The sequence below is a fragment of the Thermoanaerobaculum aquaticum genome, assembly GCF_000687145.1.
In the GTDB taxonomy this organism is placed as follows: Bacteria; Acidobacteriota; Thermoanaerobaculia; order Thermoanaerobaculales; family Thermoanaerobaculaceae; genus Thermoanaerobaculum; species Thermoanaerobaculum aquaticum.
This window is the reverse complement of the sequence record NZ_JMFG01000020.1, coordinates 121,131-146,712: the sequence shown is the minus strand read 5'-3', so window position 1 is coordinate 146,712 and position 25,582 is coordinate 121,131. Positions and strand designations below refer to the sequence as shown.

Here is a 25,582-nt window from a genome sequence, read left to right as displayed (position 1 = left end):
ACGGCGCCCGCCAATCTCTACCACTTTGTGGGTTATCCAGGGGTGGTTCTCACCGTGAGCGACAAGCCGCTGCGCTACCTGGGGCCTCCGGAAAAGCAACGCCGCACACCTTAAGGGTTTTCCTGCAGCGCTTCCATGAGCTCCTGGGGCTCCCGGGAGGGGATGGCGATGTGCCGGCCTCCGGCGGGGCCGGAAAGCTTCAGGAGCACCTCCTCCTTGGCAAAAAACGCCCGCCAGGAACGGGCCTTTTGCCGTTCTGCCGCCAGCACATCGGCGCGGGCAAAGGTAAACGTCAGCTCCCAGCAGCCGGCGCGAACCCCGTAGCGGCCCACGGCGGTTTCGAAACGGGAAAGCCGCCAAAGCCCCACCGCCCCCACGCTGCCCAGGGTCAGGCAAAGGCCGGAAAGCCACTGCAGGGCACTGCCACCCCAGCCGCCGCTCCAGATGCCGGTGGCCAGCAGGCCCGTGACCGCAAGCCCCCCCGCCCACCGCAGGGGAGCCAAAAGCCGCAGCTCTTCGCAAAAAAGCGGCACCTCTTCCCGCACCCGCATCAGCCTTAAGTCTACGACAGCAGCGGGGCAACGCTATACTCGCGTCGTGCTGGCAAACGTGCTTCCTGCGTTTTTGGTTTTGGGGCTGGGGGCGCTTTTGCGGCGCTGGGGGCTTTTAACCGCCGAAAGCGCGGCTGGACTTAATCGCCTCACCGCTAACGTGGCCCTTCCCGCGCTTTTGCTCCTCACCATTGGCACGTCTCCCTTGGCTACCGGCTTTTCCGCGCCGCTGGCAGCGATGACCACGCTCTTGGTGGTGGTCATGGCGGTGCTGGCTTTTTTGCTCGCTTACCTTTTGGGCCTTCCCCGCCCCCAACGGGGGGTGTTTTCCCAGGCGGCCTTTCGCGGCAACCTGGCCTACATGGCCTTTCCGGTGATCCTGGCCAGCCTGGGGGAAGAGGGCTTGCGGCGGGCAGCGCTCACCTCGGCCGTGCTGATCCCGGTCATGAACTTTTTAGCGGTGGTGGTGCTGCAGCTGGCCCGCGGCGGGGGCCGGGGGTGGGGAAAGCTGGCCTGGGCGGTGATAACCAACCCGCTGGTGTTGGGTGCCAACCTGGGGCTTTTCCTTTCAGCTCTATCCTGGCAGCCCTGGGGCTGGCTCCACCACACGCTGAAGATCGTGGCTGATTTTGCTTTGCCGGCAGCACTTTTGGCCCTGGGGGCACAACTGGAGGTGGAAAAGCTGCGGGACGTGCGGGGGCCTCTGCTGCTAGCTTCACTTTCTAAGCTGGTACTGCTCCCCGGGGCGGGGTTTTTCCTGCTGCGGGCGCTTTCTCTTCCCAGCCTTGACGTTCAGGTCGGGGTGCTGCTGCTGGCTTCCCCCACTGCGGTGGCCTCGTACCCGGTGGCGGTGGAGATGGGTGGGGACTCCCGGCTGGCGGGCGCTGCGGTGCTCGTGACCACGGCGCTGGCTTTTCCTGCCTTTGTCCTTTGGGGGATGGTGTGCGGGGTTGCTTCCCCCGGCTAGCTGGGGGTGCGACCGGCCGAGCGGGAGGGCAGCCCGTCCTCAAAGAGCCTCTTTTGCGCTTCCCGCTCTTCCTTGAGGGCCGCTTCCAACGTCAGACGGGGATCCACCCGCGCCAGGCGCTTGATGGCGGCGTGGGCTCCCCAGCAGCAGCGGGCTAGCTCGCCACCCCAGGCCGCCGCTTCCTCTAGGTGACGCCCGGCGTGGACCCGCTTGTGGATGAGCCCTAAGCGGTACGCCCCCTCGGCTTCCACGGGATCCCCGGAAAGCAGCATGGCCATGGCCGGACCCAAGCCGATGAGACGGGGGAGCGCCCAGGTGGCGCCACCGTCGGGCACCAACCCCAGGCGCACGTTGTTGGCTGCTATTTGCGTGCCTGCTGCGGCTACCCGTAAGTCGCAGGCCAGGGCCAGGTCCAGGCCTGACCCCAACACAAAGCCGTGCATGGCCGCCATGGTGATCTTGGGGCAGGTGGCCAGGAGCTTCACGCACTCCTGCAGCAGCTCTTCGGCTTCGCTAAAGGCCTGAAAGTTGTTCTCCTTGCGGGCCTGTTCTAAAAGCGCAAGGTCAGCACCGGCGCAAAAGCCCGCCCCTTCACCGTAGAGGATGATCACGTGAACCGTGGGGTCCTGGGACAGCTGGAGAAGGTGCTGGTGGAGCTGCTGCAGCATGAGTGGGTTTAGAGCGTTGCGCTTTTCGGGCCGGTTCAACGCCACCAGGGCCAAGCTTCCGTGCGTTTCCACCCGTACGAGCTCTTCCATGGCGTCTCCTCCGTGCATCGCCCGCCCATGCTAGCACGGCGCAAGCCAGGAAAGGAAACAGGTGGGCAGCTTTTGGCGGAGCCACCTCGTTTCGTACACTTTCGCTATGGAACCAGTGATGCGTGCGGCGTTGCTGCTTTCCCGGGCCAAAAACGTGGTGGTTTTTACCGGTGCCGGGGTTTCGGCGGAAAGCGGCCTGGCCACCTTCCGCGGGGCCGGGGGCTTGTGGGAGGGACATCGGGTGGAAGATGTCGCCACACCTGAGGCCTTTGGCCGGGATCCGCTGTTGGTTTGGCGTTTTTACGCCATGCGCCGGGAAAACGCCAAAAAAGCCCAGCCTAACCCAGCCCATAAAGCCATCGCCAAGCTGGAGGAGCTTTTCCCCTCGCTGGTGGTGGTGACCCAAAACGTGGACGGGCTGCACCAGCGGGCGGGCTCCACCCGGGTCTTGGAGCTGCACGGCTCGCTCTGGCGCCTTTTTTGCGCAAAGTGCGGGCGAACCCGCGAGGACCACCAGGTGCCGCTGCCTCAGCTTCCTCCCCGCTGCGGGGTTTGCGGTGGCCTGGAGCGGCCCGGCGTGGTTTGGTTTGGGGAACCGCTCCCCGAAGCTGTGTTGGCCGAAGCCGAGCGGGTTTCCAGCCAAGCCGACGCCATGCTGGTGGTGGGTACGTCCGGGGTGGTGTGGCCGGCTGCCGGTTTGGTGGAGGTGGCGGCGGCCTGGGGGGCTGCGGTCATCGAGGTCAACCCCGAGCCTTCGGCGTTGGCCTACCTGGCCACCGTGCAGATCCCAGCGAAGGCAGGGGAGGCTTTGCCGGCTTTGACGGCCAGGCTTTTGGAGGTGCAAGGTGCGCGTGCGTGAGCTTTCGCGGGAAGAAAGGCCGCGGGAAAAGCTGCTCGCCTGGGGCCCGGCGGCCTGTTCCACCGCAGAGCTTTTGGCGGTGCTATTGCGCACGGGAACCAGACAACATGGGGTGCTGGAGCTGGCCCAAAATTGGCTGGCCGAAGTGGGGGGACTTCCGGGGCTTTCTCGGCTTTCACCGGAAACCATCCTCAAGCGCAAGGGTGTGGGGAAGGCCAAAGCGGCAACCCTCCTGGCGGCCCTGGAGCTTTCCCGCCGGTTGGCGGCCGAGGAGCTGCGACTGGGGGCGGTTTTGGATTCCCCGGAGGCGGTTTTTCGCCTTTTGGCCCCGGCTTACCTGCGGGAGCGCACGGAGGTTTTTGGTTTTTTGAGCCTGGATGTGCGCCACCGGCTGATCCGCGAACACGTCCTCCACCGCGGGGTGCGGGACGGTGCCAGCGTGGAGCCTTCCGAGGTTTTCTATCACGCCATTCTGGACAACGCCCATGGGGTCGTCCTCTGGCACACCCACCCCTCCGGTGATCCCCGTCCCAGCCCCGACGACGTGGCCTTAACCCGCACCCTGGTGGAAGCGGGCAAGGTGTTGCGCATCGCCGTGGTGGACCACGTGGTGGTGGCCGCCGGGGGGTTTGTCTCGCTCCGGCAACAAGGGTTGATGCCTTAAGCCTCCAAAAGCTTTGTGTTTTGGCGCTTATAATGCGCAGCCGGAGGGGAAACATGCGCGAACCCTACGATCCGCAAGCCATCGAGCCCAAGTGGCAAGAATTTTGGGATTCGCAGCGCATCGCTTACGTGGACACGGCGCAAGACAAGGAGCTTTACATGCTCAACATGTTCCCGTACCCCTCAGGCGATTTGCACGTGGGTCACGGGCGCAACTACATCCTGGGCGACTGCCTGTTCCGCTACTTTCTCATGAACGGGCGCCGGGTTCTCAACCCCATGGGCTGGGACGCCTTTGGCCTGCCCGCAGAAAACGCAGCCATCAAGCGCAACATTCACCCCCGGGAGTGGACGATTGCCAACATTGCCCGCATGAAGCGGCAGTTCCGCCGTTGGGGCATCCTCTACGATTGGGACAAGGAAATTGCTTCCTGCGAGCCCGAGTACTACCGCTGGAACCAGTGGTTGTTCTTGAAGATGTGGGAAAAGGGCCTGGCTTACCGCGGCACTGCGCCGGTGAACTGGTGCCCCTCCTGCCGCACGGTGTTGGCCAACGAGCAGGTGGTGGGTGGGGGTTGCGAGCGGTGCGGCACCGAAGTGGTGCAAAAGGAGCTGGAGCAGTGGTTCTTGCGCATCACCGCCTACGCCGATCGCTTGCTGGAAGGGCTTGACCGTCTCCCCAACTGGCCGGAAAAGGTCAAGGTCATGCAGCGGAACTGGATTGGGCGGTCGGTGGGGTGCGACGTCCAGTTCACGGTGGATGGGCTTGGGGAAAAACTCACGATCTTTACCACCCGGGTGGACACCATCTTTGGGGCTACCTTTGTGGCCATTGCCCCCGAGCACCCGCTGGCGGAAAAGGCCAAAGCCACCGCTCCCGATGCCGATTACTGGGATTTTGTGGTGCGCCTCAAAAACCAAACCCGGCTGCAACGGGAAGCGGAAGGGGGCGAAAAGGAGGGGCGTTTCACCGGCCTTTATGCCGAAAACCCCTTCAACGGGCAAAAACTGCCCATTTGGGTGGCCAACTTCGTGCTCATGGACTACGGCACCGGCGCCATCATGTCGGTGCCCGCCCACGACGAGCGGGATTTTGCCTTCGCCCGCAAGTACGGGCTTCCCGTCCGCGTGGTGGTTTTGGGCCCGGGCATGGACGAGAACGCCGAGCTTTCCGACGCCTACACCGGCCCCGGAAAGCTGGTGAACTCCGGCCAGTTTTCCGGTATGGATTGGCAGCAAGCTCAGGAAGCCATGGCTTCCTTTGCCGAGGCCAACGGCTTTGGGGAAAAGAAGGTGCGGTACCGGCTGCGGGACTGGCTGATCTCCCGCCAGCGCTATTGGGGCACGCCCATTCCCGCCATTTACTGTGGGGACTGCGGCATCGTGCCGGTGCCGGAAGCGGACTTGCCGGTGCTTTTGCCCACCGATATTGCCTTTGGGGGCATCGAGGGCAACCCCTTGGAGAAGAGCCCCAGCTTCACCCAAACCACCTGCCCTCGCTGCGGCAAAAAAGCCCGGCGGGAAACCGACACCATGGACACCTTTGTGGACTCCTCCTGGTACTACCTGCGCTTCATCAACCCCCACGTGCACGACCGCATGTTCGACGTGGAGCGGGCCAGGCGTTGGATGCCGGTGGACATTTACATCGGCGGTATCGAGCACGCCATCCTGCACCTCATGTACTCGCGGTTCATTTACAAAGTCCTTTACGATTTCGGCCTGGTGCCCAACGACGAGCCCTTTGCGCTGCTTTTCAACCAGGGCATGATCGTGGCCAAGTCCAGCATTTCCGGGAAGCTGGAAAAGATGTCCAAGTCCAAGGGCAACGTGGTGGCCCCCGACGAGCTCATCGCCCGCTACGGCGCCGACACCGAAAGGGTTTACACGCTGTTCATGGGTCCTCCCGAAAAGGAAGCGGAGTGGACCGATGAGGGGGTGGCCGGCGCCCACCGGTTTTTGCAGCGGGTTTGGGCGCTTCAGGATGCGGTTTTTGAAGCGGGGGAGGCGGACCGGGATGCGGCGGCAGCAGAAAGACTGGCGGTGGCCGTCCATCGCACCGTCAAAAAGGTCACCGAAGACCTGCAGCGCTTCCACCCCAACACCGCCATTGCTGCCATGATGGAGCTGGCCAACGCCATTCAGGAGGCCCGTGGGCTGGTGGGTGCCGCGGCCATGCGCCACGCATACGAAACGCTCCTGAAGCTCTTGCACCCCATTGCCCCGCACATCACCGAGGAGCTCTGGCGTCTTTTGGGTCACGACAGCTCGCTTTTGCGCGCCGGTTGGCCGAGCTTCGATGAGGCTTTGCTGGCCAAGCAAAAGGTCACGCTGGCCGTTCAGGTCAACGGCAAGCTGCGGGCCACGGTGGAGGCGGATCCCGGACTGGATGCCGAACGGGCCCGGGAGCTGGCAGCAAGGGCCGCCGGCCGCTGGCTGGAAGGTAAGGAAATCGTCAAGGTCGTTCACGTTCCCGACAAGCTGGTTTCCTTTGTGGTGAAGGGATGAAAGCCCGGCTTTTAGCGGTTTTGGCGAGCTTGAGCCTGGGTGGCCCTTCCGGTTGTGGCTACCACCTGGTGGGTACCGGCGCCGGGAACCTCCCTTCACACCTGGCCAAACTTTACGTGGCCCCGCTGGTGAACCAGACCGGCAGGGCCGAGCTGGACCAGCGGCTTTCCGAGGAGCTCTCCCAGGAGTGGCTACGGCGGGGACGGTTCCAGCTGGTGGGTTCCGCCGAGGAGGCGGATGCCGTGCTTTCCGGGACGCTGGTGGCGGTGAACGTCACCCCGGTGCAGTTTGACGCCCAGGGGCGCGCCACCCAGTACCAGCTTCTGGTGGTGGCTGACATGAAGCTGGTGGACCGCACCGGCGAAAAGCCCAAGGAGCTCTGGCACGAGCCGCGGCTTTCCCGCACCGTCACCTACGAGGTGGACGCCTCGGCGGTGGACTACTTTGACCGCGAGCTGGAAGCCATCGAGCGGCTGTCCCGGGAGTTTGCCCGGGCGGTGGTGGTTTCGGTGCTGGAAGGGTTTTAGCTGGCGCGCCGGGAGGGATTCGAACCCCCAACCGCCTGATCCGAAGTCAGGTGCTCTATCCGTTGCGCTACCGGCGCCCTTGCCAGTTGTACCACGAAAAGGCTTAGCTGTCCCAGGGGAGGGGGGCCAGCACCTGGCTTTGGGCCTGGTGCTGCAGCCGCCGGGCCCAATCCTCCACATCCAGGGGTTTTTCCGCTTCCTCGCAGGCCTTTGGGGTGGTGCGGGTGGCGGGGTGGAGGGGCTGCAGGAACGAGCAGCAGTCCTGGTGCGGGAGAATCGAAAGCTCAAAGGTCCCAGCTTTGGTGGCGATATCAATGATTTCCTGTTTGTCCAGCCCCACCAGCGGGCGCAGCACCGGCATGTGCGCCACGCGATCGATGGCCGCCAGGTTTTCCAGCGTTTGCGAGGAAACCTGGTTGAGCGATTCGCCGGTGGCCAGTGCCAGGCAGCGGTGGCGCCGGGCGATGCGCTCGGCCACCCGCAGCATCATGCGGCGGTAGAGGATCACCCGCAGGCGCTCGGGTGCGAGCCGCGCCACCTCCTGCTGAAACTCGCCAAAGGGCACCAGGGTGAGGCGGGCTTGCCCCTGGTAGCGGGCCAAAACCCGAACAAGCTCTTCCACCTTGCGGATGGACGCCTCGCTGGTGTAAGGGGCCGAGTGGAAGTGCACGAACTCCACCTTTGCCCCGCGCTTGAGCGTCAAAAGCGCGGCCACCGGGGAGTCAATGCCGCCGGAAAGTAACACCAGCACCTTGCCCGAAGTCCCCACCGGCAAACCGCCCGGGCCGGGCACTTCTCCCAGGGAAAGGTAAAGGCCGTCGCTCTGCACGTACACCCGCACCACGGTGTCGGGGTTGGTGAGGTTGACCTGCTTACCGGTTCGGGCCTTGATGAAGGCGCCGAGCTTTTTTTGGATGTCTTCCGAGGTGAGGGGAAAACGCTTGTCCGACCGCTTGCAGCGCACGGCAAAGCTTTCCCCTCCGAGGGTATGCAGGCGCGATTCCACCGCACGCTCCAGCTCTTCGTAAGTTCTACCCGCCCACAGCGCCGGAATGAGGCCGGCAAGCCCAAAAACCGTGGCCAGGCGCGCCTGTACCTGGGCCCAGGGCACATCCTCGCTGAAAGCAATTACTACCCGGGAAGGGATGGTAACGGACGCCACCGGAAGTCCCGCCAAAGCCCGCTTGATGTTGGCCAGCAGCTTGCGCTCGAAAAAACCGCGGTTTTGCCCCTTGAGGATGATCTCGTGATAGGTCCCCAGGACGTAGCGAACCTCCATGCCCCCTCCGCCGGGAAGGCTAGCACAGAGGGTTGGTGGGCTCCGGGCAGGCTATTCGGGGGCCAGGAACGTGAGCTTCCAGCCGGGAGCGCCCAGCTCAATGACGTCCCCGGAGGCCAACAGGTGCTCCACCACCTTTTGACCGTTAACGAACACGCCGTTGTTGGAGCCCAAATCGCGGATGCTGTAGCCGCGCGCGGAAAGAAAGATCTCCGCGTGCTGGCGGGACACCGAAGCCTCGGCAATGCAGATGTCGTTGCGGGGGGAGCGGCCAATGGTGGTGACTTGCGCTTTCAGCTGGAACTCCTGGCTGACCCCTTCGGGGGTTTGCACCAAAAGCCTGGGCATGGCGAGGGCAATGGTGGCCCCGGCTTCTTCGGGGGGTGGGGTGGCCAGTGCCATGGCTTCGGTGGCCTCCACCGAGGGCGGAGGTGCAGCCGCCTCTTCGGCTTTGGCGTGGGAGGGTGGTGGTGGCGGGGCGGCGCCGCCCTCCAGCTCGCTTTCGGAAAGCACAGCTTCCAAAAACCGCTGGCGGAGCGCTCCGGCTTCCGCCAAATGCCCTTCCACCTCGGCCACCTCTCCTTCCGCTTGTGCCAAAAGCTCTGCGAACTGGGACTGTGTGTATTCGCCCAGGGCGTTGCGGAACTCCACTTCTTCCTTGGCCAAGCGGGCGGCGTTGAGCTTGCGCTCCAACTCGGTGACCACCGCCTTGAGCCGGGCGTACTCGCGACGAGCCTTGTCCAAAAGGGGACGGGCTTGGCTTTCCAAGGCGGCAAAGCGCGCTTCGTAGTCCTTGCGCACGCGGGTGTACACCTCCGGCGAAACCCGGTCCTTCATGGCCACCATGCGGTCCAACCTTTCCTTGAGCGTGAGCTGCTCGGCCTTCAGGCTCTGCAGCTGCTCAATGGGTGATGTGTCTATGGCTTCCAGCTCCTTGAGCATAGCTTCCTCCTTTGGGCAATGCCAGGCACCAAAAGACGCTTGATGCAAAGTGAACCCAACATTTGTCTCATGCTAGCACGGCCCGGTGCAAGGTCAAGGGATAAGCCGTGGCACGGTGGGGGTGTGGGCCAAAGGTGGGCCGTGCTCTGCTGGTATTTGAAGTGGTAAACTGCCATGACGAACCAGGAGCGAAAGAGGGGCGGGCATGGAAAAGCTTCCCGACGACAGACTCGCTGAAAGCTACGACCTGGAAGGGGTCATCCAAGCGGGCGAAGCCACTGTTGTCTTTCGGGGCAGGGCTCGGGCCTCGGGAGATCCGGTGGTGGCCAAGGTCCTTCGCCTTTCCGGAACCGGTGTGGGGGAGGTGCACCGCCTGCGGTTTTTGAAGGCGGTAAGCGCCCTCATCAAAAACGCGCCGGCGGGGGTTCCTCCACTAAAGGACGCGGCGTGGGGCCCGGAAGCGGCGGTGCTGCTGTTCGTCCCGGTCCCTGGAACCCGCCTCACCCAACTCACCGGGCTTACCCCGTCGCAAGCTGCGCACATATTGGAACTGGCCGCCGCCAGCGTGGGCAGCTTGCACCAGGCCGCGGTGGCCCATTTGAACCTTGCCCCCGACAACATCCTGGTGGTTTCGGCGGACAGGGTTTACCTCACGGGGCTGGGTTGGGGCTTTTTGCGGATACCCGGCTCCGGGGCACCCTTTGCCGCCCCCGAGCTGCGAAAGGCCGTAGATTTGGCCGAACCCCAACGCTGCGACGTGTTTTCGCTTGCGCAAATTGCTGTTGAGCTGTTTGGCGCCCAGGTGGTTTACGAGGACGAAGAGGCTCGGGTGACCCTGCCGCAACCGGTGCGGGAAAAACTGCAAAACTGGCAGGAGCTGGAAGCCTGCCTTGCCCGCTGCTTGCATGAGGACCCCTTCGAGCGTCCGGCCTCAGTGGGTGAGCTGCGACAGGCGCTGGCAGCTGCGGTTTTGCCGGGGACCGCCGAGGAGGAGGGCACGGTTCGACTGCTGCCGGAAGAAGAGGGGGGCGTTCCGCTTCAAGAGGCCGGCGAGGAGGCTGCCACGGTGATCCTCCCGGCGGAAGGCCTTCCCGAAGCTGGGCCTTCGGACGAGGCAGCTCCCCCCGAACCCGAGCCAACGCCGGCGAGCGAGCAGCCTACTGTGCTTGCAGCTCCAACTGGTGAGGAGGGAGCTCCTGCGCCTTCCCCCGAGCCCTCTCCTGCCCCTGCGCCGCCGGAGCCTCAGGTCCCTGCGCCCCCGCCACCCCAACCGGCCGCCAAGCCCCAGGCGGCGCCGTCCCGGAGCAAGCTGCCATGGGTGGTAGGAGCGGTGGTGGGGTTGGGGCTGCTGGCGGGGCTGGGCTTGTGGCTCTTCTCCCGTGGGGGTTCGGTTTCGGCTCCTGCCCCCACGCCGGTACCGGTTCCCACCCGCCCAACGCCGGTGCCGACAACGGCCCAACAACCCTCAGAAGCGAGCTCGCTCCTGGCGCGAGGGGAGCTGCTGGCCGAGGGGGAACAATGGGAAGAGCTCCGCGAGCTCCTTGCCGGGGTGCAGGAGGCGGGCCTTACACCGGAGGAAAGAAGCAAGTACGAGGCGTTGCGGACACGCCTTGCGGCTTTTGAGCAAAGGCGGGCTTTGGAAGGCCTCCGCCGCTCGCTGAAGGCTGGGGATGTTTCCGGTTTGCGCAGGGCGCTCCGCGATTTTGAATCCGTTAAAGGCCAGGAAGATGCGCTTTCCGCTGAGGACCGCCATCTCGTAAGCCAGGCCCGGAGCATCAACCAGGTCATGACTCGCTTGGCCCAGGAGGAGAAGGCACAGCGGTGGGAGCAGGTGCTTTCCGAGGTCCAAAATCTGGAGCGCTTGCTCCCGGGCACCCGTGAGGCGGCAGCAGCTCAGGAGCGGGCGGCACAAGCTTTGGAGCAGCAGGCCAAAGTCGCGGAAAGCCAGGGGAACTACCCGCAAGCGCTTCATTTTCTGCAGACCGTTGAGCGCTACTTGCCGGCAAGGCCGGGGCTTGCGGAAAAAATCGCGCGCCTGCGGGAGGCTCAAGGGCGACAGGAGCAGCTCCGAAAGGTTTTGGACCGGGCGGCTCAGTTGGGCAACGAGGGTAAGCCCGAACAAGGCTTGGCGTTGCTTGCCGAAGTGGCCGCCAACGGGGGGATGGCCGCCGAGGTGGCCAAGCTCAAGGAAAAACTGGCCGCACAGCTTTCAGCCTTGGACTCCGGAGCGCCTGCGGTTACCCCGCCGGCGCCGGGGTACAAGTGGGAGTACCCGAAAGGGCAGGTGGCCAAAGTGGAGGTGAAGGCCTCGGACGACCATGGAGTGGCCCGGGTGACGCTGTTTTTCCGCAAGAAGGGGGAGAAGAGCTACCGCTCTTTGCCCATGAGCAAGACCTCAGCCGGAACCTACGTGGGCGAAATCGTGCCGGCCACTCACGGTAATGAGGACCTGGAGTTTTACGTGTTGGCCGAAGATCACTCCGGCCATCAGGGGCTTTTGGCAAGCCCCGATCGCCCCCTGGAGGTGCGGCGCAAGCGCGGGCTGTTTGGTCTGTAGCTGGCGGGTTGCTTGACCCTTCTCGATGGCGGCGCTATATTGCCGCTAGAACGTTTCAGGCGCGCAAGAAAGGGGGCATTATGCGTTTTCGTTTGGTTTTGGTGAGTACTCTCACGTTGGCTTCTACCTTGGCAGCGCAAACGCCGCGGGTGGAGCTGGTACCCAGCATTGGCTACGGTTGGGGCGGTCAAATCCGTGTGGAAGAGAGGGCCTTTCAGTTCAAGGACTTGGACGTGGACGTTTCCTCCGGCGGGAGTTACGGGCTGGTGCTGGATGTGCCGCTGGGTGCCTCCCTTGCGGGCGAGCTTTTGGTTTTGAGGCAGGACACGCAGCTCAAAGATAACCAAGCGCTATTCGGTGAGGTTCCCGGTGGCTTCATCGAGCCTGACAGCAAACACATCCTGGACGTGGAGCTGACCACGGCTCAGGCCGGTCTTCTCTGGGTCGCCAAGCACGGACCCACACGCTGGCATTTGGTTGCCGGTTTGGGTGTGACCCACTTTAACTTCCTCCTGCCCATCCCCTCGGACACCGTGATGTCCTACAGCGTGGGCGGCGGTCTCCAGTGGGAGCTTTCCGAGCATTTGGGTTTCCGCCTGGAGGGCCGCTATTTTGCCGCCAATACCGATGAGTCGCTGCGATCCACGTACACCTTTGCCAATCCTGACTGCCGTGCCCCCTGCTCCTACACCTTTGCCTACAAGGACTGGTTCACCCAAACCTGGTTCACCGCGGGCCTAGCCATCCGCTTTTAGCCGCCGGCCAGGCGGTGGAAGGGGGTTCCGAGCGCTATGGGCCGTGATTGGGAGCTCCGCGAAGAGACGGGGACTAAGATTCTTAGACTCAATCGTGAACTGGACGCCGAGGGGCTTTCTTCGCTCGAGGAGGTGTTGACACCTTTGATGACCACCCCAAGATCCCGCGTCATCATTGATCTTGCGGCCTGTCCCCAAGTTACCAGCGAGGTGCTACGGCTCTTTTTGGTTGCTGCCCGCCGGCTTGAAACGCAAGGGGGAGGTTTTGCACTGGCGGCACCTAACCCGGATGTTCAGCGGTTCCTCGAGCTTTCCGGGGTGGCGAGGCTCTGTCGCGTGCTTCCCTCAGTGGCAGAGGCCCTGGCGGCCGTGAAGGGTGACGACCGCGTGGAGCTTTTGGCGCAAGCGGTGCTGGCGCTGCTTGCCCGGGCGGAAGCCCGGGAAGGGGTTTAGAGGCTATGGAACTCCAGCTCCACCAGGCCAAAGCGCAGGCGGTCACCGTGGGAGACGGTTCGCTCCTCGCCGGGGGTGAGGCGCTGGCCGTTCACAAAGGTGCCGTTGCGCACACCCACCTCCTCCCGGACGAACCACTTCCCATCCCGCAAGAAAAGCGTGGCATGGCGGCGGCTCGTGGTTTTCTGGGGGTCAACGGCGGAAAGATCCACGGTAGGGGCCAGGCCAGTTACCGGGTCCTTTCGCCCCACGCTGTTTTCAGTTTCGGTGGACAACACGAAGCGGGTATCGGAAGCCACATGGACAAGCGCGGCGGCAGAGGCGCTCAGAGTTTCCGCCGGTGCGGGCGGTTCGGGAACGGTAGCTGGCGCCTCCAGCGGTTGGGGTTGGGCGGTGCGCAAGCGATGGCAGAGCTTACGCAGCATGCGCACGGCAATTTCCGGGTTGTGGCGGATGAGCTGGTCAAACGTTTGGCGGTCAATGCGCAGCAGCTGGCACGGGGTAAGCGTGCGGGCCGAAGCGGTCCGAGGCAGGTCTTCCAGCACTGCCATTTCCCCAAAAAAGTCCCCTTCCTCCAGCACCGCCAGCGGGACTTCCTTTCGCCCTTTTTGGGCGAGGATCTCCACCCTGCCTTCCTGGATGATGAACATCTCGCTGCCGGCTTCCCCCTGGCGGAAAACGTAGGTTCCAGCCGGGTAGGTGACCTGCAGATCTTCCAACACCGGGGCGCCAGGTGTACTCACTGTAGCTTCCTCCCGAACATTAGCTTCCTTCCATTCAAAGCTACGCCTGCCCTGGCGCGGCGTCAAGCGGAGGGGGTGCCGTGAGCGGCGATCGCCTTACCCTGCCTATGCCGATTGTGTCGTCGCGCCCTGAGCAATGGATGGTGCCGCTGGCGAGGACCGTATGCCGGCTTTCGCGCCGGGTGTGGGGGGACCACCAAGCGGTGTGCCTGGTGGGGCGCTCGCCAGCGCTCACGCATCTCCTGGAAAAAATCGCCAAGGTTGCCCCGTTTTCCGAGCCGGTGCTGCTCCTGGGCGAATCGGGGACCGGCAAGGAGCTTCTAGCAAAGGCCCTGTATCTGTTATCACCACGGCGAAGTGGGCCGTTTATTCCGGTGAATTGCCCGCAGTTTGAAGATGCTAACCTCACGGTGAGCGAGCTCTTTGGCCATAAGAAGGGCAGCTTCACCGGTGCCATTGCCGATCGCAAGGGAGCCTTTGAGCTAGCCACCGGCGGGGTCATTTTCCTGGACGAAGTGGCGGATTTGCACCTTTCCGCGCAGGTGATGCTGCTGCGGACCCTGGCCAGCGGCGAGTTTCAGGCGCTGGGGGATTCCAAGGTACGTCGGTCTGACGTGCGGGTGGTGGCCGCCACCAACAGGCCGCTGGAAAGCCTGCGGCTGGGGGATCGCTTTCGGGAGGACCTTTACTTCCGGTTGCGTTACTTTCGCTTGCAGGTTCCGCCCCTGCGCGAGCGGGGGGATGACTGGCTGGACCTGGTGGCGTTTACCTTGCACTGTCTGGCCACCAAGCACGGGGTGGAGAAGGTGTTTTCTCCCCAAGCCATGGATGTGCTGTCGCGGCATCGTTGGCCGGGCAACGTTCGTGAGCTCATCAGCGTGGTCACCATGGGCTACGCCATGGCCGAGGGGCGGACCATCGAGCCTGAGCACTTCATCGAGCTTTTGGGCGAGGACCCAGCGCCCCGGAGAAGGTTGGAAGACGAGCTGGTGCGCCAACTGGTGGAAAAGGGCGACTTTTGGCATCTGGTTCACGACGCGTTTTTAAACCGCGACCTCAACCGCACGCAGGTACAGCACATCATCCGCTGGGGGCTGGCTCACAGTGGCAACTCCTACAAGCGGCTTTTGCAGCTGTTTCATCTGCGGGAGGCGGACTACCAGCGCTTCATGGATTTCCTCCGGCACCATCAGTTAAAACCGCAATGACGCAAATCCGCGCGGTGGCCTGCGATTTGTTTGGCACCCTGTTGCACCTGCCGGATCCCTGGTTTCGGCGCCTGGCGCCCAAGCTTTTGGGGGTGCCAGCGCGGGCGTGGCTTTCCGCCGTGCGTCAGGTTGGGCTTCGGCAGTCCTTTTCCGCAGTGGAGGAGCTCGTCAGTGCACTGGCGGAGCAAGCGGGGGCGTCGCAAAGCCCAGGACAGGAGCTCTTGGTGCAAGCGCTGCGGGAGCAAGTGGCACAGGCGCAGCTGACTGCGGGGGCCTTATCGGTGTTGCGCTTTCTACGCCGGCGAGGGCTCAAGCTGGCCTTGGTCTCTAACCTCTCCTCAGCTCATGCCCGGGTGCTTGAGGATTTGGGCTTGCGGGAGTTGTTTGATGCGCAGCTTTTATCGTGCAACTTGGGGATCACCAAGCCATCCCCCGAGGTTTTCTCGCGCTTATCCCAGGAGCTAGGTCTGCCCCCTTCGCAAATCCTGGTTGTGGGAGACTCGGAGGCCTCCGATGGGGCGGCCCGACGGCTGGGGTTTCCGGTTTTGCTGGTAGGCTCGCAGCGTTTACCACGGTTTTTCCGTTTGGGCTGGCTTTCCTGGGAAGACACCGGATTTGCCCCGCTGCTGGCTGAAGGGCAAAGGCTGGCCCTGGGGCTGAAAACATGGCGAGTGGAGCGCATTGAACCGCTGGCCGAAGGCCAGGAGGGACGGTACAACCTGCTGGCCACGGTAGTGGCCTCCTGTGGCGAGGAGGAGGAGCTTTTCTTTTGCAAGCGCTTCTGGGATCCGGCGGCGGCCTACGTAGATGCCCTGGCCCGGTCCCTAGCGCAAAGACTAGAGCTACCGGTTCCCGAAGCCTGGGTGGTTGAGGATGGGGAGCCGTTGGGCATCTCCCAAGCGGTGAAGGGGAAGCCCTACACCTCGCCCCCCAATCCAGAGGTGGCCTTTGACCTCGGGGCCCACCTGGCCTTTGCCTACGCCTTCGCTAACGCCGACATCCGTCCCCGCAACGCGTTTGTGACCGTTGATGTCAAAGGGCGGGAGCGTCTCACGCTCATTGACTTTGAGCACTGTTTTTTAAACCTTGCCCTCCCCCCGGAACTGGTGGCTCAGAGCGAGGCTTCGGGGGCGCTGGCGCGGATGACGTTGGTTCAAGCCCGCAGCCTCGCCCAGCGGCAGGTCATTACCCCCAAGACCATCGTGCGAGCCCGCAACGAGTTTTTCCCCTGGCGAGAAGCATCCGCGGCTGTGCGCGAGGCGTTTGCCGAAGGCTTTTCCTGGTGCTGGGAGCGCATGCACGCCCGTCTGGAAGAGCTTTTGGCTCCGGTACGTGCGGCGCTAGCGCACCAACCCCCGCTTCGGGTGGGAACCTGGCGTTTTCGCAGGCGCCTTGCCCTCTGTGACGTGGAAGAAATGGAATTCCGACTCCGCCAGCCCCTTTCGGAAGTGTTAGCGCTGTTTACAAGGGAAACCTAGGCACCTGGAGGCCCGACGCCAGCAATGGAGCGATAGCTCTATTTGCGTTCCTTTCGCTTCTAGACAAGTCCTTTTGGTACAACGTGTTACGTTTCTGGCAAGCTTGGCACGCCTCTTGCTCTTGGCAAAAGCGCGCGCGCAAAGAGCTGCAAGAGAAAGGAGGAAACAAAAATGCCAGAAGCTGTCACGTTAACCAGAGGGGAAGTCAACGATCTGATCGCCGGGTTTGCCACCAAGAACCCGGAGTACCGCAAGGCCCTCCTGGCCAAGCCCCGGGAGGTGGTGGGAGCGCAGCTGGGGACTTCCATTCCGCCTTCGGTGCAGGTGAAGGTCATCGAGGAAAAGCCCAACGAGTTTTACGTGATCATTCCCCATGTGGCAAAAGAAGGCCAAGAGCTTTCCGACGCTGACCTGGAGCAGGTGGCCGGTGGCAAGAAGGACACCTACAAGTGCGAAGTCCAAGGTTTGGGCTTCGGCACCCGGGTGGAAATCAACGCCAGCCTCTTTTAAACGAAAAACAGGCCCACGGTCGCCTTCTGCGCGCCGGGCGACCGTGGGCCGCCTTTTCCGGAGGGATTCTTCTGACGATGGCCTCAAGGCTCATCCGTGGTGGGGCGTTTCTACAGGAGATTTTGGCTTTTGGGGAGAATACTGGGTCGCGCCCTCTTCAGGAAACTGCAGCAACACCCGTAGCCCAAGGTTGGCGGCAGGCGGTGAGCGGGGGTGCCAGTGACCTTTTCTCCAGGCGCTTGACGGCGGAGGGCCTGACCGAAACCGAGGCTTTGGCCCGCCTGCAGCGGGGCCTTTGCTGTTTATTAGAAGAAACACCGCAGTGGCTTTTGCTCTTGCAGCGGGTAATACCTGAGCGAGCAGTTATTGGTGAAGTACCGCGGCTTTTGGCGGAGGTCGTCCTCCCAAAGTGCCGCCGAGTTTTTGCGGCTCCGCTCTTTTCCCTAAGGGTGCCCGCCGCTATTGCTCAGCAGCTGGAAACCCATTGCCGGCAACTCCTGGAAGCGGCGGCTGTCAATCCAACGGCTGGGGCCTGGGAAGCCTTTGAGGAGCGACCCTTTTCGGCACGCTTGCTGGCCACCCGCTTTAGCCAATGGTTGCGCAGCTGTCGGACCCTGGCCCAAAGACTCCAGCGGGATCGGTCCGAAATCGAGCAGAGTCTGCTTGGCGGGCGAAGCCTGCAGGTGACCGAGCTAACCTTCGGCCTTTCCGACCGGCACCAGGAGGGGGAAACCGTAGCTCGCTTGGTCTCGGCCCCGGGCCTGGCCTTTTTCTACAAGCCCCGTTCTTTGGAGCCGGAGCGGGTGCTGGCGGTCTTTTTTGATGCCTTGCGCCCGGTGGGGATTACGCTGCCGCCCTTGCCGGAAATGGTGGCTCGGTCGCGATACGGATGGGTAGCAGAGGTGTCCCAGGCCAGCCTTCTTGCTCGCGAACAGGTGCAGCGGTGGTTCTTCACGGCTGGCCACCTGGCGGCTGTGGCTTGGCTTTTGGGGCTTTCAGATTTGCACTGGGAAAACGTGGTGGCAGGAGAGGATGGACCCGTGGTGGTGGACGGCGAAACCTGGTGCCGCCCGCTCACGGTCTTCGACCCAAAAGAAGATGGCGACATCTTGGCCTCAGGGCTGGTGACGTTCCCCATGAATGGTCCCTCCGGCCTGCGGGACGATGGAGCTTTCCTCGGTGGCCACCGCCCGGGGGCGAGATCCCTACCGCTTTTTGCCGGACAACCCGTGGATCCCTGCCAATACCGAGAGGAGATTGTGGCGGGTGCTCGCGATGCTTTGGATAAGCTGCTGTGGGCCTGGCGAAGTGGGCAGCTTCGTTTGCCATTTAATGAGCTTTCGCGGCTCCAGGTCCGCTGGGTGGCCCGTCCCAGCGAGGCCTATGCCTCCTTCTTTCGCTCGGCCTTGCAAAACTCCAAAGTTCGCGAGTGCTGGCAGCTCAGTCTGTTAGCGGAAACCCGATGGCGCGGGCCTTTGGCCGCGGGTATGGACATCCGCGCTCTCGTCCCGTTCCTGCGTGCGGAAACGCTGGCTCTTCACAGCTTTGCGGTTCCCCGCCTCACGCTGCCGGCAGCCCGCCGCTGCGGCGTGGTGCGGCGTTCCGGCCAACAGCAAATCCTGCTCAGGCTGAGGCGGTTGGATCACAAGTTCATCAAGCACCAGCTGGCGGTCTTAGCGGCGAGCCTCCACAGCCTCAGGGAAGACCCAAGGGCGGCGTTGCGGCAAGCCGCCAGCGAGGTAGCTGCCGCGTTGCGCCAGGGCGAGGCCGCTCTCGGCCTGGAAGTTGGGCCCTTCCTGCGCCGGGGATGGGCGGGTTGGGCCCTGGCCTGGGCCGCCTGGGCTAGGGCCAGCGGCGATGCAACGGCCAGGCAACGGGCGCGGCAATACCTAGAACGGCTCCAAGGGGAGCTTCAAGGTGGAATCCCGGGAAGCTGGCCTCCGGGTTATGCCTCCGGTTTCGGCGGCGTGGTTTACGCCTTTTTTGCTTGCGGTTGCTGGCTTGAAGAGCCAGCGTTTTGCGAATTGGCCCGTGGTCTTGCAAAGGAGGCCTTGGGCAGATCCGAGCCCCCGGAACACCTGGACGTGGAGGCGGGTCTTGCCGGCTTGCTTTTGGGGGTTGCGGAAAGCGTCCGGGGCCTGCCTGAGTTGCATGAGGCATTAGAGAGCGGGGCGGCTAGTCTCTTGGTCGCAGTTCCAGGGGCGGCGGCCAACGGGGGCAAAAGCATTTGGAAGCCGGGCTTCGCCCACGGCATTTCGGGGGTGGCGGCAGCGCTTTTGCGGGTAGGTAAGGCGACCGGTAACCTGCGGTGGGCTCGGGAGGCGGTGTGGCTCTTGGAGCAGGAGCCCCGGGCGGGCACCTGGTGGGCGGAGGCCGAGCTTCCAGCCGGTGAAACCGTTTCGGTGGGCCTTAACGGCTGGTGCCATGGACCGGCGGGGGCCCTGGCGGCCAGGAAGCTGGTGCCTGCCGAATTGGTGACCCTACACCTTGCCCGCCAAAACGCAGAGGCCTACGCCCGACTTGTTCCCTTGAAGCTCTCCAGCCCCTTGAGCTTGTGCTGTGGTAGCATTGGTCGTAGCGAAATCTCGTTGATCATCGGCGAGCTCGCTGGCGACGAGCGGCTCATGGACGAGGCGACGAAGCTGGCCGCGCTGCTCTTCAGCTCGGGGCTTTGGCGGCGGGAACTGGATCCGAAAGGAGGCCTTTTCGACGGTTTGCCTGGCTTCCTTTTCCACCTTTCTCGACTGTTGCTACCGGGGGAGTTGGGTTCAGTTTTGGTCGGAGGAGTGGAGGGAGCGAAGCCATGGAAATAAGGCTGCTTGCTCCGCCCGCTGACCCGGTCTTTCTGCCCATGACGTTCCCGGCCTATCGGCATCTCTTGACCGTTGAGGTGGGCCCCAAGCTTTTAGGTGAAGCGGGGTCGCCGCCGGTGCAGCCCGTGGCCCTGGGGGCTTTCCTGGGAAGCGAAGCGGTGGGCCTGGCTCTTTTAGCCCTGCCCTTAGGAGAGCGGGAAACCGCGGAACTGCTTTCGGTATACGTGGTCGGCGAGCACCGAGGGAAGGGTTGGGGCAAGAAGCTGGTGCAGGCCGCGGAAACCGTGGCATCCAACGCCAGTTTTGCCAGCCTGGGGGTGGTGTGGACGGAGGGCGGCAGCGGGAGCCAGTGGTGGGCGAAGGTGTCCCAGGAGCTCGGCTGGGGCCCGCCCGAGCGACGAACCCTTTCGGTGTTGTTCACCGCCCAGGAGGCGCTGCGTTTTCCCTGGCTGGACCGTTTTCCTGTGCGGGAAGGGTGCGAAATCGTGCCCTTTGTCAGCGTAACCCGCGAGGAAATGGAAGCCCTGAAGGTCTCGCAGGAGAAAAGCCCATGGATTGCCCCCGACCTCGTTCCCTGGCGATACGTGGAGGAGGGGTTCGAGGAGCGCACCAGCGTGGCCTTGCGCGCCCCGGAAGGCATTATGGGCTGGGTGATTAACCATGCATTAAATGCGCAGTGGTTGCGTTTTACCTGCAGCTTTATCCGCAAAGACTGGGGGCGGCGGGGCAGAATTTTGCCGCTTTTTTCCGAGTCCATCCATCGCATGGTAGAAGCGGGATTTACGCTGGCTTCCTTTGTTGCTCCGGTACGCCACCCCACCATGGTGCAGTTTGTAGAAAAGCACATGGCCCCGTGGGCGCAGCAGGCACGGTGGACCTTAGGAAGCACAAAAAAACTGCAGCACCAACCGCAATGGGTAACGCGGGCTGGATGAGAAAGGGGAGGTCATATGCGAAAGGGAAAAGCTGTGGCTATGGCCGTTTGCGGGCTTCTGGGGCTTGGGAGCACGGCGTGGTCGCAGGGACGGGGGGTTGAAGCGCCGAGTTTCCCCCCTCTTCAAAAACGCGAGCTGACGCTTTCGGAAGCTCTCAAATTAACCTTGGCCCATGAGCCCAATTTGGCATTAAGCCGGGAAGATGTGAAGGCAAAGGAAGGGCTTTCGCTGCAGGCGGCAGGAGCCTTTGACCTTACGCTTATTGGCAACGTTTCCTATGAGTTCACGCAGAGGCCCTTATCCGCTGCAGAAAAGCTGGATCAGAAAAAAAAGCGGGACGAGATTCGGGACGAGATCGCCAAGGCTGAAGCCAAAATGGCCCAATACGATCAAATGATTCAACAGTTGTTGCAAGCTCGTTCGGATTTGCAGAGCGGTTTGATTCCGGCTGGTGTAAGTTTTTTGGACCCCCAATTGCAGGCACAGTGGGAGGCGATGCTCGTCCTGTATCGCAATGCCTCCCCCGCCCAGCAAGCCCAAATCCGCCAGGACATCATCAACTGGATCGAATCGCGTTTGGGTGAGCTCACCATTGCCAGAAACGAAGAGCTGGCCACGGCGGTGGGTGGAAGGCAGGAGCTGCGACAGCTAGGGCCCGTGGCGGAAGTGGAGCAAACCCAAAGGGGCACCATTGACCTGCAGCTTTCCAAGCACTACCGCACCGGATTGACCCTCACGCCGTTTATGAACCTCTCCGGTGAAAGCCTGCGCTACCAGGGCAAACCCAAGAGCGACAAGTTTGGCGGTCCGGGACGGGAGGACACGTACAACGCCACCTTGGGTTTTTCCGTGAACATCCCACTGGGGCGTGGCAAGGGCGTAGAATCGGCGGGAGCTGCCGAGCAATCGAGCTTGATTGACTGGGAGGCCAGCCGCAAGACCCTGGCGTTTACCGCCTCGCAAAGCGTGCTCGCCACGGTTTTTGCCTACCTCGACCTCTACCGTGCCCAGGAAACCGTGGCGGTCTACGGGCGTTCTTCCGAGCTCCAGGGGCGTCTTTTGGAGCTGGTGCAGGCGTTGGCCGAAGCCGACGAGATCCCCCGTGCCGAGATCTCCCGCATGCAAGCGAGACAAGCCGAGGTCACCTCCCAGCTGCAAGCAGCCAAGAGCAGCCTGGCTCAGGCGCAGGTGGCGCTGGCCACCGCCATGGGCGTGAGCATCGCCGAGCCCTCCTCGTTACCCCAAGCCGTGGAGGGCTTTCCGCCTCCGCCTTCGCCTTCTGACCTGGCGGCGGTTTCCGCAGAGGCTCTGGCCGAGATGGGTGCCAGCCGCCGCTTGGACGTGGCCGCAGCCCGCGACCTGGAGAGGTCCGGGCGGGTGCTTTGGCGGGCGGCGGTCATTGATTTGGCTGCCAAGAAGGACCTGGACTTCAAGATTTCCTATGCCGGCCTTTCCGATGCTGGCGGCAACATGGGGCACAACCTGGGCCGAGCGCTTTTTGGCAATTGGGCTGGTCCCTCGGCGAGCCTCAGTTTTGCTTATGAAAAGCCCCTGGCTAATCTCACCCAGCGCGGACAGTTGGAACAGCGCCAGGCCCTGTGGGCGCAAAGGCAAATTTCTGCAGCCGATGCCGAGCGTCGGGTACGCCTTGATGTCTTGCAAACCCGCATTACCTTGGAACAACTCCTTACGCAGCTGGAAGCAGCCAAAGTTTCCGCGCAAGCAGCTCGGCAAGCTTTTGAAAACGAACTGGAAAAGTTCCGTTTCGGGCGTTCCACGCTTATTGACACGATCCTCACCGAGCAGCGGGCGGTGGAAGCCGATCTCACCGTGATTCAAGCGCAATTTGCGGTGGCGCAGACCCTGGCCAAGCTGCGCTTCGATACCGGAACCCTCGTGGAAGAAACGCCGGAAGGCGAGTACCTGGTGGTGGGTGATCTTTGGGCTTTGCCCAGGACCCAGCGGTGAGGTGGACCATGAGGCGGCAACCAGGTTTTTTGGGCCTAGCCGTTGCAATGCTGAGTTGGCTTTCGAGCCCCTGGCTTTTTGCCTCTCCCTCCAGCCAACCTTGGGTGCCCCCTACGGCCAGCGGTGGGTCTTTGGGATTGCAGCAAGCCCTGACGCTGGCTTTGACCCACGATCCGGCAGTGGCCCAAGCCCGGGCCACTAAAGCGTTCAACCTTGGGAGCTGGCGCTTGCAGCAAGGGGCCTTTGATGAGGTGTTTACCTTTGACGGGTCTTTTTCCCGGGACACGTTACCGCTTGCCAGCGGCCTTTACAAGAACGAGCTGGTCCGGCGGAGGATTTTGCGGGGGGTGGCCAACGCCTTTGAAGCGTTGGCGCAAGGGATCCAACAGCAACTGGATTCTGGAGAATTGGGGCCGCTTCCTGAGTGCATTGAAACCACCATCACCATTGGCACAACGGTGACCGAAGTCCACTGCGTGCCCAACACGGTGTTTATTGACCTGGAAGCCCTCCTCCGCGGCTATGAAGACGCCGGTCTTCCGGAGGCCGTGCAAGCGGTACGGGACGCCTGGCGCCGGCAGCTGGAAACCTATCTCGCCACCGCCCGCTTGGTGGCTTACGTAAGCCGGCAAATCTTGCGCCAGCAGGGCGTGGCCCCCACCATTGAGGATCGCGACACGCTTGCGTATTCCTTTGGTCTTACCAAGTTGTACCGCAACGGGATTCAGTTGGCGCCACAAGTCCAGATCGAAGCTGTGCGCGACACCTGGCGGGGCAAGCCTTTGGATCCTTCCTTTGGCGGCAAGGGGGTTTTGGCTTCCTACACCTCCCGCATGGGCTTTCAACTGGACATCCCCCTCGGCCGTGGTGGGGGTTACATTTCCGCGCAAAGTGCAGAAAGGGCAGCCCAGGCACAGGCGGAAGCCAGCGCCTATAGCGAAGGAGCCACCCTCCAGCGCACCGCGCTCAGTACCTGGGTGGCTTACTACAACGCTGTGGCGGCGCGGGAACGTCTTCGGCTCTTTCAGGAAACGGTGACCCGCGAGGAAAAGCTTTTCGAGCTCGCCAATGCTTTGGTGGAGGCTGACGAGATAGCCCCTGCGGATACGGTGCTGCTGCAAGCACGGCTGGCTCAGGCGCAAGCGCAAGCCGCCCAGGCGCGGGAAGCCTACCAGCGGGCCAGGGTGGAGCTTTTGTCCACGATGGGCTTTTCTGCTTTTGACCCCAGCAACCTTCCCGAGCTTTCCGATGCTCTCCCCGAGCCCCCGGGAGAACAAGAGCTTGAGGCCTTGGCAGCCAAGCTTGTGAGGCAAGAGCTGGCGGCAGCCCGGCCGGAAGTAACGGCCGCCAAGCTGGCCGCAAAAGCCGCTAGCTTCCTGGCAGACGCAGCACGGGCCGACCTCCGCCGGGAGGTGAACCTCTCCTTCACCGCTTGGTACACCGGTTTGCACGAGACCCCCAAAACCATGGCCGCCACCCGCTGGTGGCCGGGGGTTACCAAGGCCTTTGGTGAGGGTTTTGCAGGACCTTCGGCGGTGCTTTCCTTAAACTTTTCCTTGCCTTTTGCCAACAGCTTTGCCCGTGGACGTCTGGCCTCAGCTCGCGCTTTAGAACGGCAAGCCCTCATCCGCCAGGGGGACCTGGAGCGCACCATTGGGTTGCGGGCCACCGAGCAGGTAGCAAAGGTGAGGGAGCGAAAGGCCGAGTTTTTAGCACGAGTGCAGGGCGCGGAAGCGGCGGCCAAGAGCCTGGAAGCGGCGCAGGAGCTCTTCCGCGCCGGTGAGCTGGGGATGGTGGACCTTATCGTTACCGAGGAAGCGCTGATTGCCGCGCAGATTGCCATGGTGAACGCCCAGTTGAGCTTAGCCACCGACGTGGTGAAGTTGCGGTACGAGCTGGGTGAGCTCCTGCCGATCCAGGTGCAAGGCACAGAGGTCCGGGTGGGGGAGCTTTAGGTTATGGCCTCCAACCTCTTCCGCAAAAAAGCGCTCGAAAGGCTCTCGTCTCCCGAACGGCTGGACGAGCTCATGCAGGTCACGTCGCCGGCTGGGTGGCTGGCCTTGGGGGGATTGGGGTTTGCCATCGTGGCGGCCATCGTGTGGGGCATCATCGGCAGCATTGCTGTGAAGGTAAACGGCAAGGGCATCCTCATGCGCGGCGGCTCGGTTTTCGAGATTACCTCCACGCTGGCTGGGCACGTGCTTGCGGTGGAAGTGGAACCGGGGCAAATGGTGGCCTCCGGGGACGTGGTGCTGCGTTTGGATCAGCCCGAACTGCGGGTGCGCTACGAAAACACCAAGGAAGAGCTGGCCGCGATTTCCGGGCATGGAGCTGAGCAAGCGGTGGCGCAATCGCAGCTGTTAGCTCGTTACCAAACGCGAGCTGCGGAGCTGCGAAAAAAAATCGAAAGCCAGCGCAAGCTGGTGGAGCGGGGGCTTCTGACTGGCTCGCAGCTTTTGCAAACCCAAGCCGAGCTCACCGCTACCGAGGAAAGCATTGCCAACTTGCGGGCCTCTTCCGCGGGTCGCAGCGTGCAAATTGAGCAGGTGCGGGCCAGGCTCAAGGAGCTGGAAGCCCAGCTGGCCCAGCTGGTGGTGAAAAGCCCCTACAACGGTCGGGTTTTGGAGGTGACCACCAACGTGGGGGATCTCGTGCAGCCCGGGACACGGCTGGTGACTTTGGAAGACCCCTCGCAACCCTTGAAGGCTGTGCTCTTCGTGCCGGCGGCGGAAGGGAAGAAGATTGCCCCGGGGATGCCGGCCAACGTTTCCCCCTCCACCGTGCGCCCCGAGGAGTACGGCTACATCGTGGGGAAGGTGGAAGAGCTTTCCGAGTTTCCCCTGACCCCCGAGGCCTTAAAGCGCATCCTCCGCAACGAACAGCTGGCCCAGGAGCTTGCGGGTCGGGCCACCCCTATTCGCGTAACCGTGGAGCTCGTCCCGCAACCTGATGCCCCTTCCGGCTTCCGCTGGACCTCGGGCAAGGGCCCGCCTCTGAAGGTCTTCCCTGGAACCCTGTGCCAGGGCTCAGTAGTGGTGGAAACCAAACGCCCCATTGCCTACATCATCCCGCTGGTCAAGCGGGCCACCGGTGCCGGGTAGGTTGTCT

Annotated in this window: 21 protein-coding genes and 1 tRNA gene; 16 read left to right on the top strand and 6 right to left on the bottom strand. The window is 63.1% G+C overall.

From position 1 onward, the window contains the following. Positions 1-110: 110 nt before the first annotated feature. A complete protein-coding gene (locus tag EG19_RS07960) occupies positions 111-551 on the bottom strand; it encodes a hypothetical protein (protein WP_038049393.1) in 441 nt (146 codons plus the stop codon). A gap of 46 nt (positions 552-597) precedes the next feature. Between EG19_RS07960 and EG19_RS12705 the strand changes: the two genes are divergently transcribed. Continuing rightward, positions 598-1,518, top strand: a complete 921-nt coding sequence (locus EG19_RS12705; RefSeq protein WP_161685505.1) for an AEC family transporter — start codon at positions 598-600, stop codon at positions 1,516-1,518. Here the strand turns inward: EG19_RS12705 and EG19_RS07950 are convergent. Then, complete coding sequence (locus EG19_RS07950; protein ID WP_053335090.1) at positions 1,515-2,276, bottom strand: enoyl-CoA hydratase/isomerase family protein; 762 nt, start codon at positions 2,274-2,276, stop codon at positions 1,515-1,517. The genes EG19_RS12705 and EG19_RS07950 overlap by 4 nt on opposite strands. A 106-nt stretch (positions 2,277-2,382) precedes the next feature. Between EG19_RS07950 and EG19_RS07945 the strand changes: the two genes are divergently transcribed. From EG19_RS07945 to lptE, 4 genes are read left to right on the top strand one after another with little or no spacing between them, the layout of a single operon-like run. Then, positions 2,383-3,135 (top strand): SIR2 family NAD-dependent protein deacylase, encoded by a 753-nt coding sequence (locus EG19_RS07945; RefSeq protein ID WP_053335127.1) that lies wholly within the window; start codon positions 2,383-2,385, stop codon positions 3,133-3,135. Further along, positions 3,122-3,799: a RadC family protein gene (radC, locus tag EG19_RS07940; protein WP_038049389.1), complete on the top strand. Its 678-nt coding sequence runs from the start codon at positions 3,122-3,124 to the stop codon at positions 3,797-3,799. Before EG19_RS07945 ends, radC begins: the two co-directional genes overlap by 14 nt. A 53-nt stretch (positions 3,800-3,852) precedes the next feature. Then, positions 3,853-6,306: a leucine--tRNA ligase gene (leuS, locus tag EG19_RS07935; protein ID WP_038049387.1), complete on the top strand. Its 2,454-nt coding sequence runs from the start codon at positions 3,853-3,855 to the stop codon at positions 6,304-6,306. Next, positions 6,303-6,833, top strand: coding sequence for an LPS assembly lipoprotein LptE (gene lptE, locus EG19_RS07930; protein ID WP_038049385.1), 531 nt, complete (start codon positions 6,303-6,305; stop codon positions 6,831-6,833). The genes leuS and lptE overlap by 4 nt, the downstream gene beginning before the upstream one ends. Before the next feature lies 1 nt (position 6,834). On the opposite strand, the gene EG19_RS07925 is transcribed toward lptE, so the two are convergent. The 3 genes from EG19_RS07925 to EG19_RS12700 form a co-directional block, all read right to left on the bottom strand. Beyond that, positions 6,835-6,910 (bottom strand) — tRNA-Arg (locus tag EG19_RS07925). Between the two features lie 26 nt (positions 6,911-6,936). After that, positions 6,937-8,112 carry a tRNA uracil 4-sulfurtransferase ThiI gene (gene thiI / locus EG19_RS07920; RefSeq protein ID WP_038049383.1) on the bottom strand — a complete coding sequence of 392 codons (1,176 nt, stop codon included), beginning with the start codon at positions 8,110-8,112 and terminating at the stop codon, positions 6,937-6,939. 51 nt (positions 8,113-8,163) lie between these two features. After that, a complete protein-coding gene (locus EG19_RS12700) occupies positions 8,164-9,054 on the bottom strand; it encodes an FHA domain-containing protein (RefSeq protein WP_053335089.1) in 891 nt (296 codons plus the stop codon). Positions 9,055-9,259: 205 nt separating this feature from the next. Between EG19_RS12700 and EG19_RS12695 the strand changes: the two genes are divergently transcribed. The 3 genes from EG19_RS12695 to EG19_RS07900 all read left to right on the top strand — a co-directional run bounded on the left by EG19_RS12695 (position 9,260) and on the right by EG19_RS07900 (position 12,819). Continuing rightward, complete coding sequence (locus EG19_RS12695) at positions 9,260-11,611, top strand: serine/threonine-protein kinase (RefSeq protein ID WP_053335088.1); 2,352 nt, start codon at positions 9,260-9,262, stop codon at positions 11,609-11,611. A gap of 80 nt (positions 11,612-11,691) precedes the next feature. Next, a complete protein-coding gene (locus EG19_RS07905) occupies positions 11,692-12,366 on the top strand; it encodes an outer membrane protein (RefSeq protein WP_038049381.1) in 675 nt (224 codons plus the stop codon). 36 nt (positions 12,367-12,402) lie between these two features. Beyond that, positions 12,403-12,819, top strand: a complete 417-nt coding sequence (locus EG19_RS07900) for an STAS domain-containing protein (protein WP_081800038.1) — start codon at positions 12,403-12,405, stop codon at positions 12,817-12,819. On the opposite strand, the gene EG19_RS12690 is transcribed toward EG19_RS07900, so the two are convergent. Continuing rightward, positions 12,816-13,562 (bottom strand): cyclic nucleotide-binding domain-containing protein, encoded by a 747-nt coding sequence (locus EG19_RS12690; protein WP_161685501.1) that lies wholly within the window; start codon positions 13,560-13,562, stop codon positions 12,816-12,818. The two genes, EG19_RS07900 and EG19_RS12690, sit on opposite strands and share 4 nt — an antisense overlap. An 80-nt stretch (positions 13,563-13,642) precedes the next feature. On the opposite strand from EG19_RS12690, the gene EG19_RS07890 reads away from it, so the two are divergent. The 8 genes from EG19_RS07890 to EG19_RS07855 all read left to right on the top strand — a co-directional run bounded on the left by EG19_RS07890 (position 13,643) and on the right by EG19_RS07855 (position 25,575). Continuing rightward, positions 13,643-14,770 (top strand): sigma 54-interacting transcriptional regulator, encoded by a 1,128-nt coding sequence (locus EG19_RS07890; protein WP_152543985.1) that lies wholly within the window; start codon positions 13,643-13,645, stop codon positions 14,768-14,770. Next, a complete protein-coding gene (locus EG19_RS12685) occupies positions 14,767-16,248 on the top strand; it encodes an HAD family hydrolase (RefSeq protein ID WP_053335085.1) in 1,482 nt (493 codons plus the stop codon). The genes EG19_RS07890 and EG19_RS12685 overlap by 4 nt, the downstream gene beginning before the upstream one ends. A 171-nt stretch (positions 16,249-16,419) precedes the next feature. Continuing rightward, complete coding sequence (locus tag EG19_RS07880; protein WP_038049377.1) at positions 16,420-16,758, top strand: NHLP leader peptide family RiPP precursor; 339 nt, start codon at positions 16,420-16,422, stop codon at positions 16,756-16,758. Between the two features lie 449 nt (positions 16,759-17,207). Further along, positions 17,208-19,571, top strand: coding sequence for a DUF4135 domain-containing protein (locus tag EG19_RS07875; RefSeq protein ID WP_161685499.1), 2,364 nt, complete (start codon positions 17,208-17,210; stop codon positions 19,569-19,571). Continuing rightward, on the top strand, positions 19,562-20,506 hold the full coding sequence (locus EG19_RS07870; RefSeq protein WP_038049373.1) for a GNAT family N-acetyltransferase: 945 nt from the start codon (positions 19,562-19,564) through the stop codon (positions 20,504-20,506). Before EG19_RS07875 ends, EG19_RS07870 begins: the two co-directional genes overlap by 10 nt. A 15-nt stretch (positions 20,507-20,521) precedes the next feature. Further along, entirely contained in the window at positions 20,522-22,474 is a 1,953-nt protein-coding gene (locus EG19_RS07865; RefSeq protein ID WP_038049371.1) for a TolC family protein, read from the top strand. Between the two features lie 8 nt (positions 22,475-22,482). Next, positions 22,483-24,429, top strand: coding sequence for a TolC family protein (locus tag EG19_RS07860; protein WP_152543984.1), 1,947 nt, complete (start codon positions 22,483-22,485; stop codon positions 24,427-24,429). A 3-nt stretch (positions 24,430-24,432) separates the two neighbouring features. Further along, on the top strand, positions 24,433-25,575 hold the full coding sequence (locus EG19_RS07855) for an NHLP bacteriocin system secretion protein (protein WP_038049367.1): 1,143 nt from the start codon (positions 24,433-24,435) through the stop codon (positions 25,573-25,575). Positions 25,576-25,582: the final 7 nt, after the last annotated feature.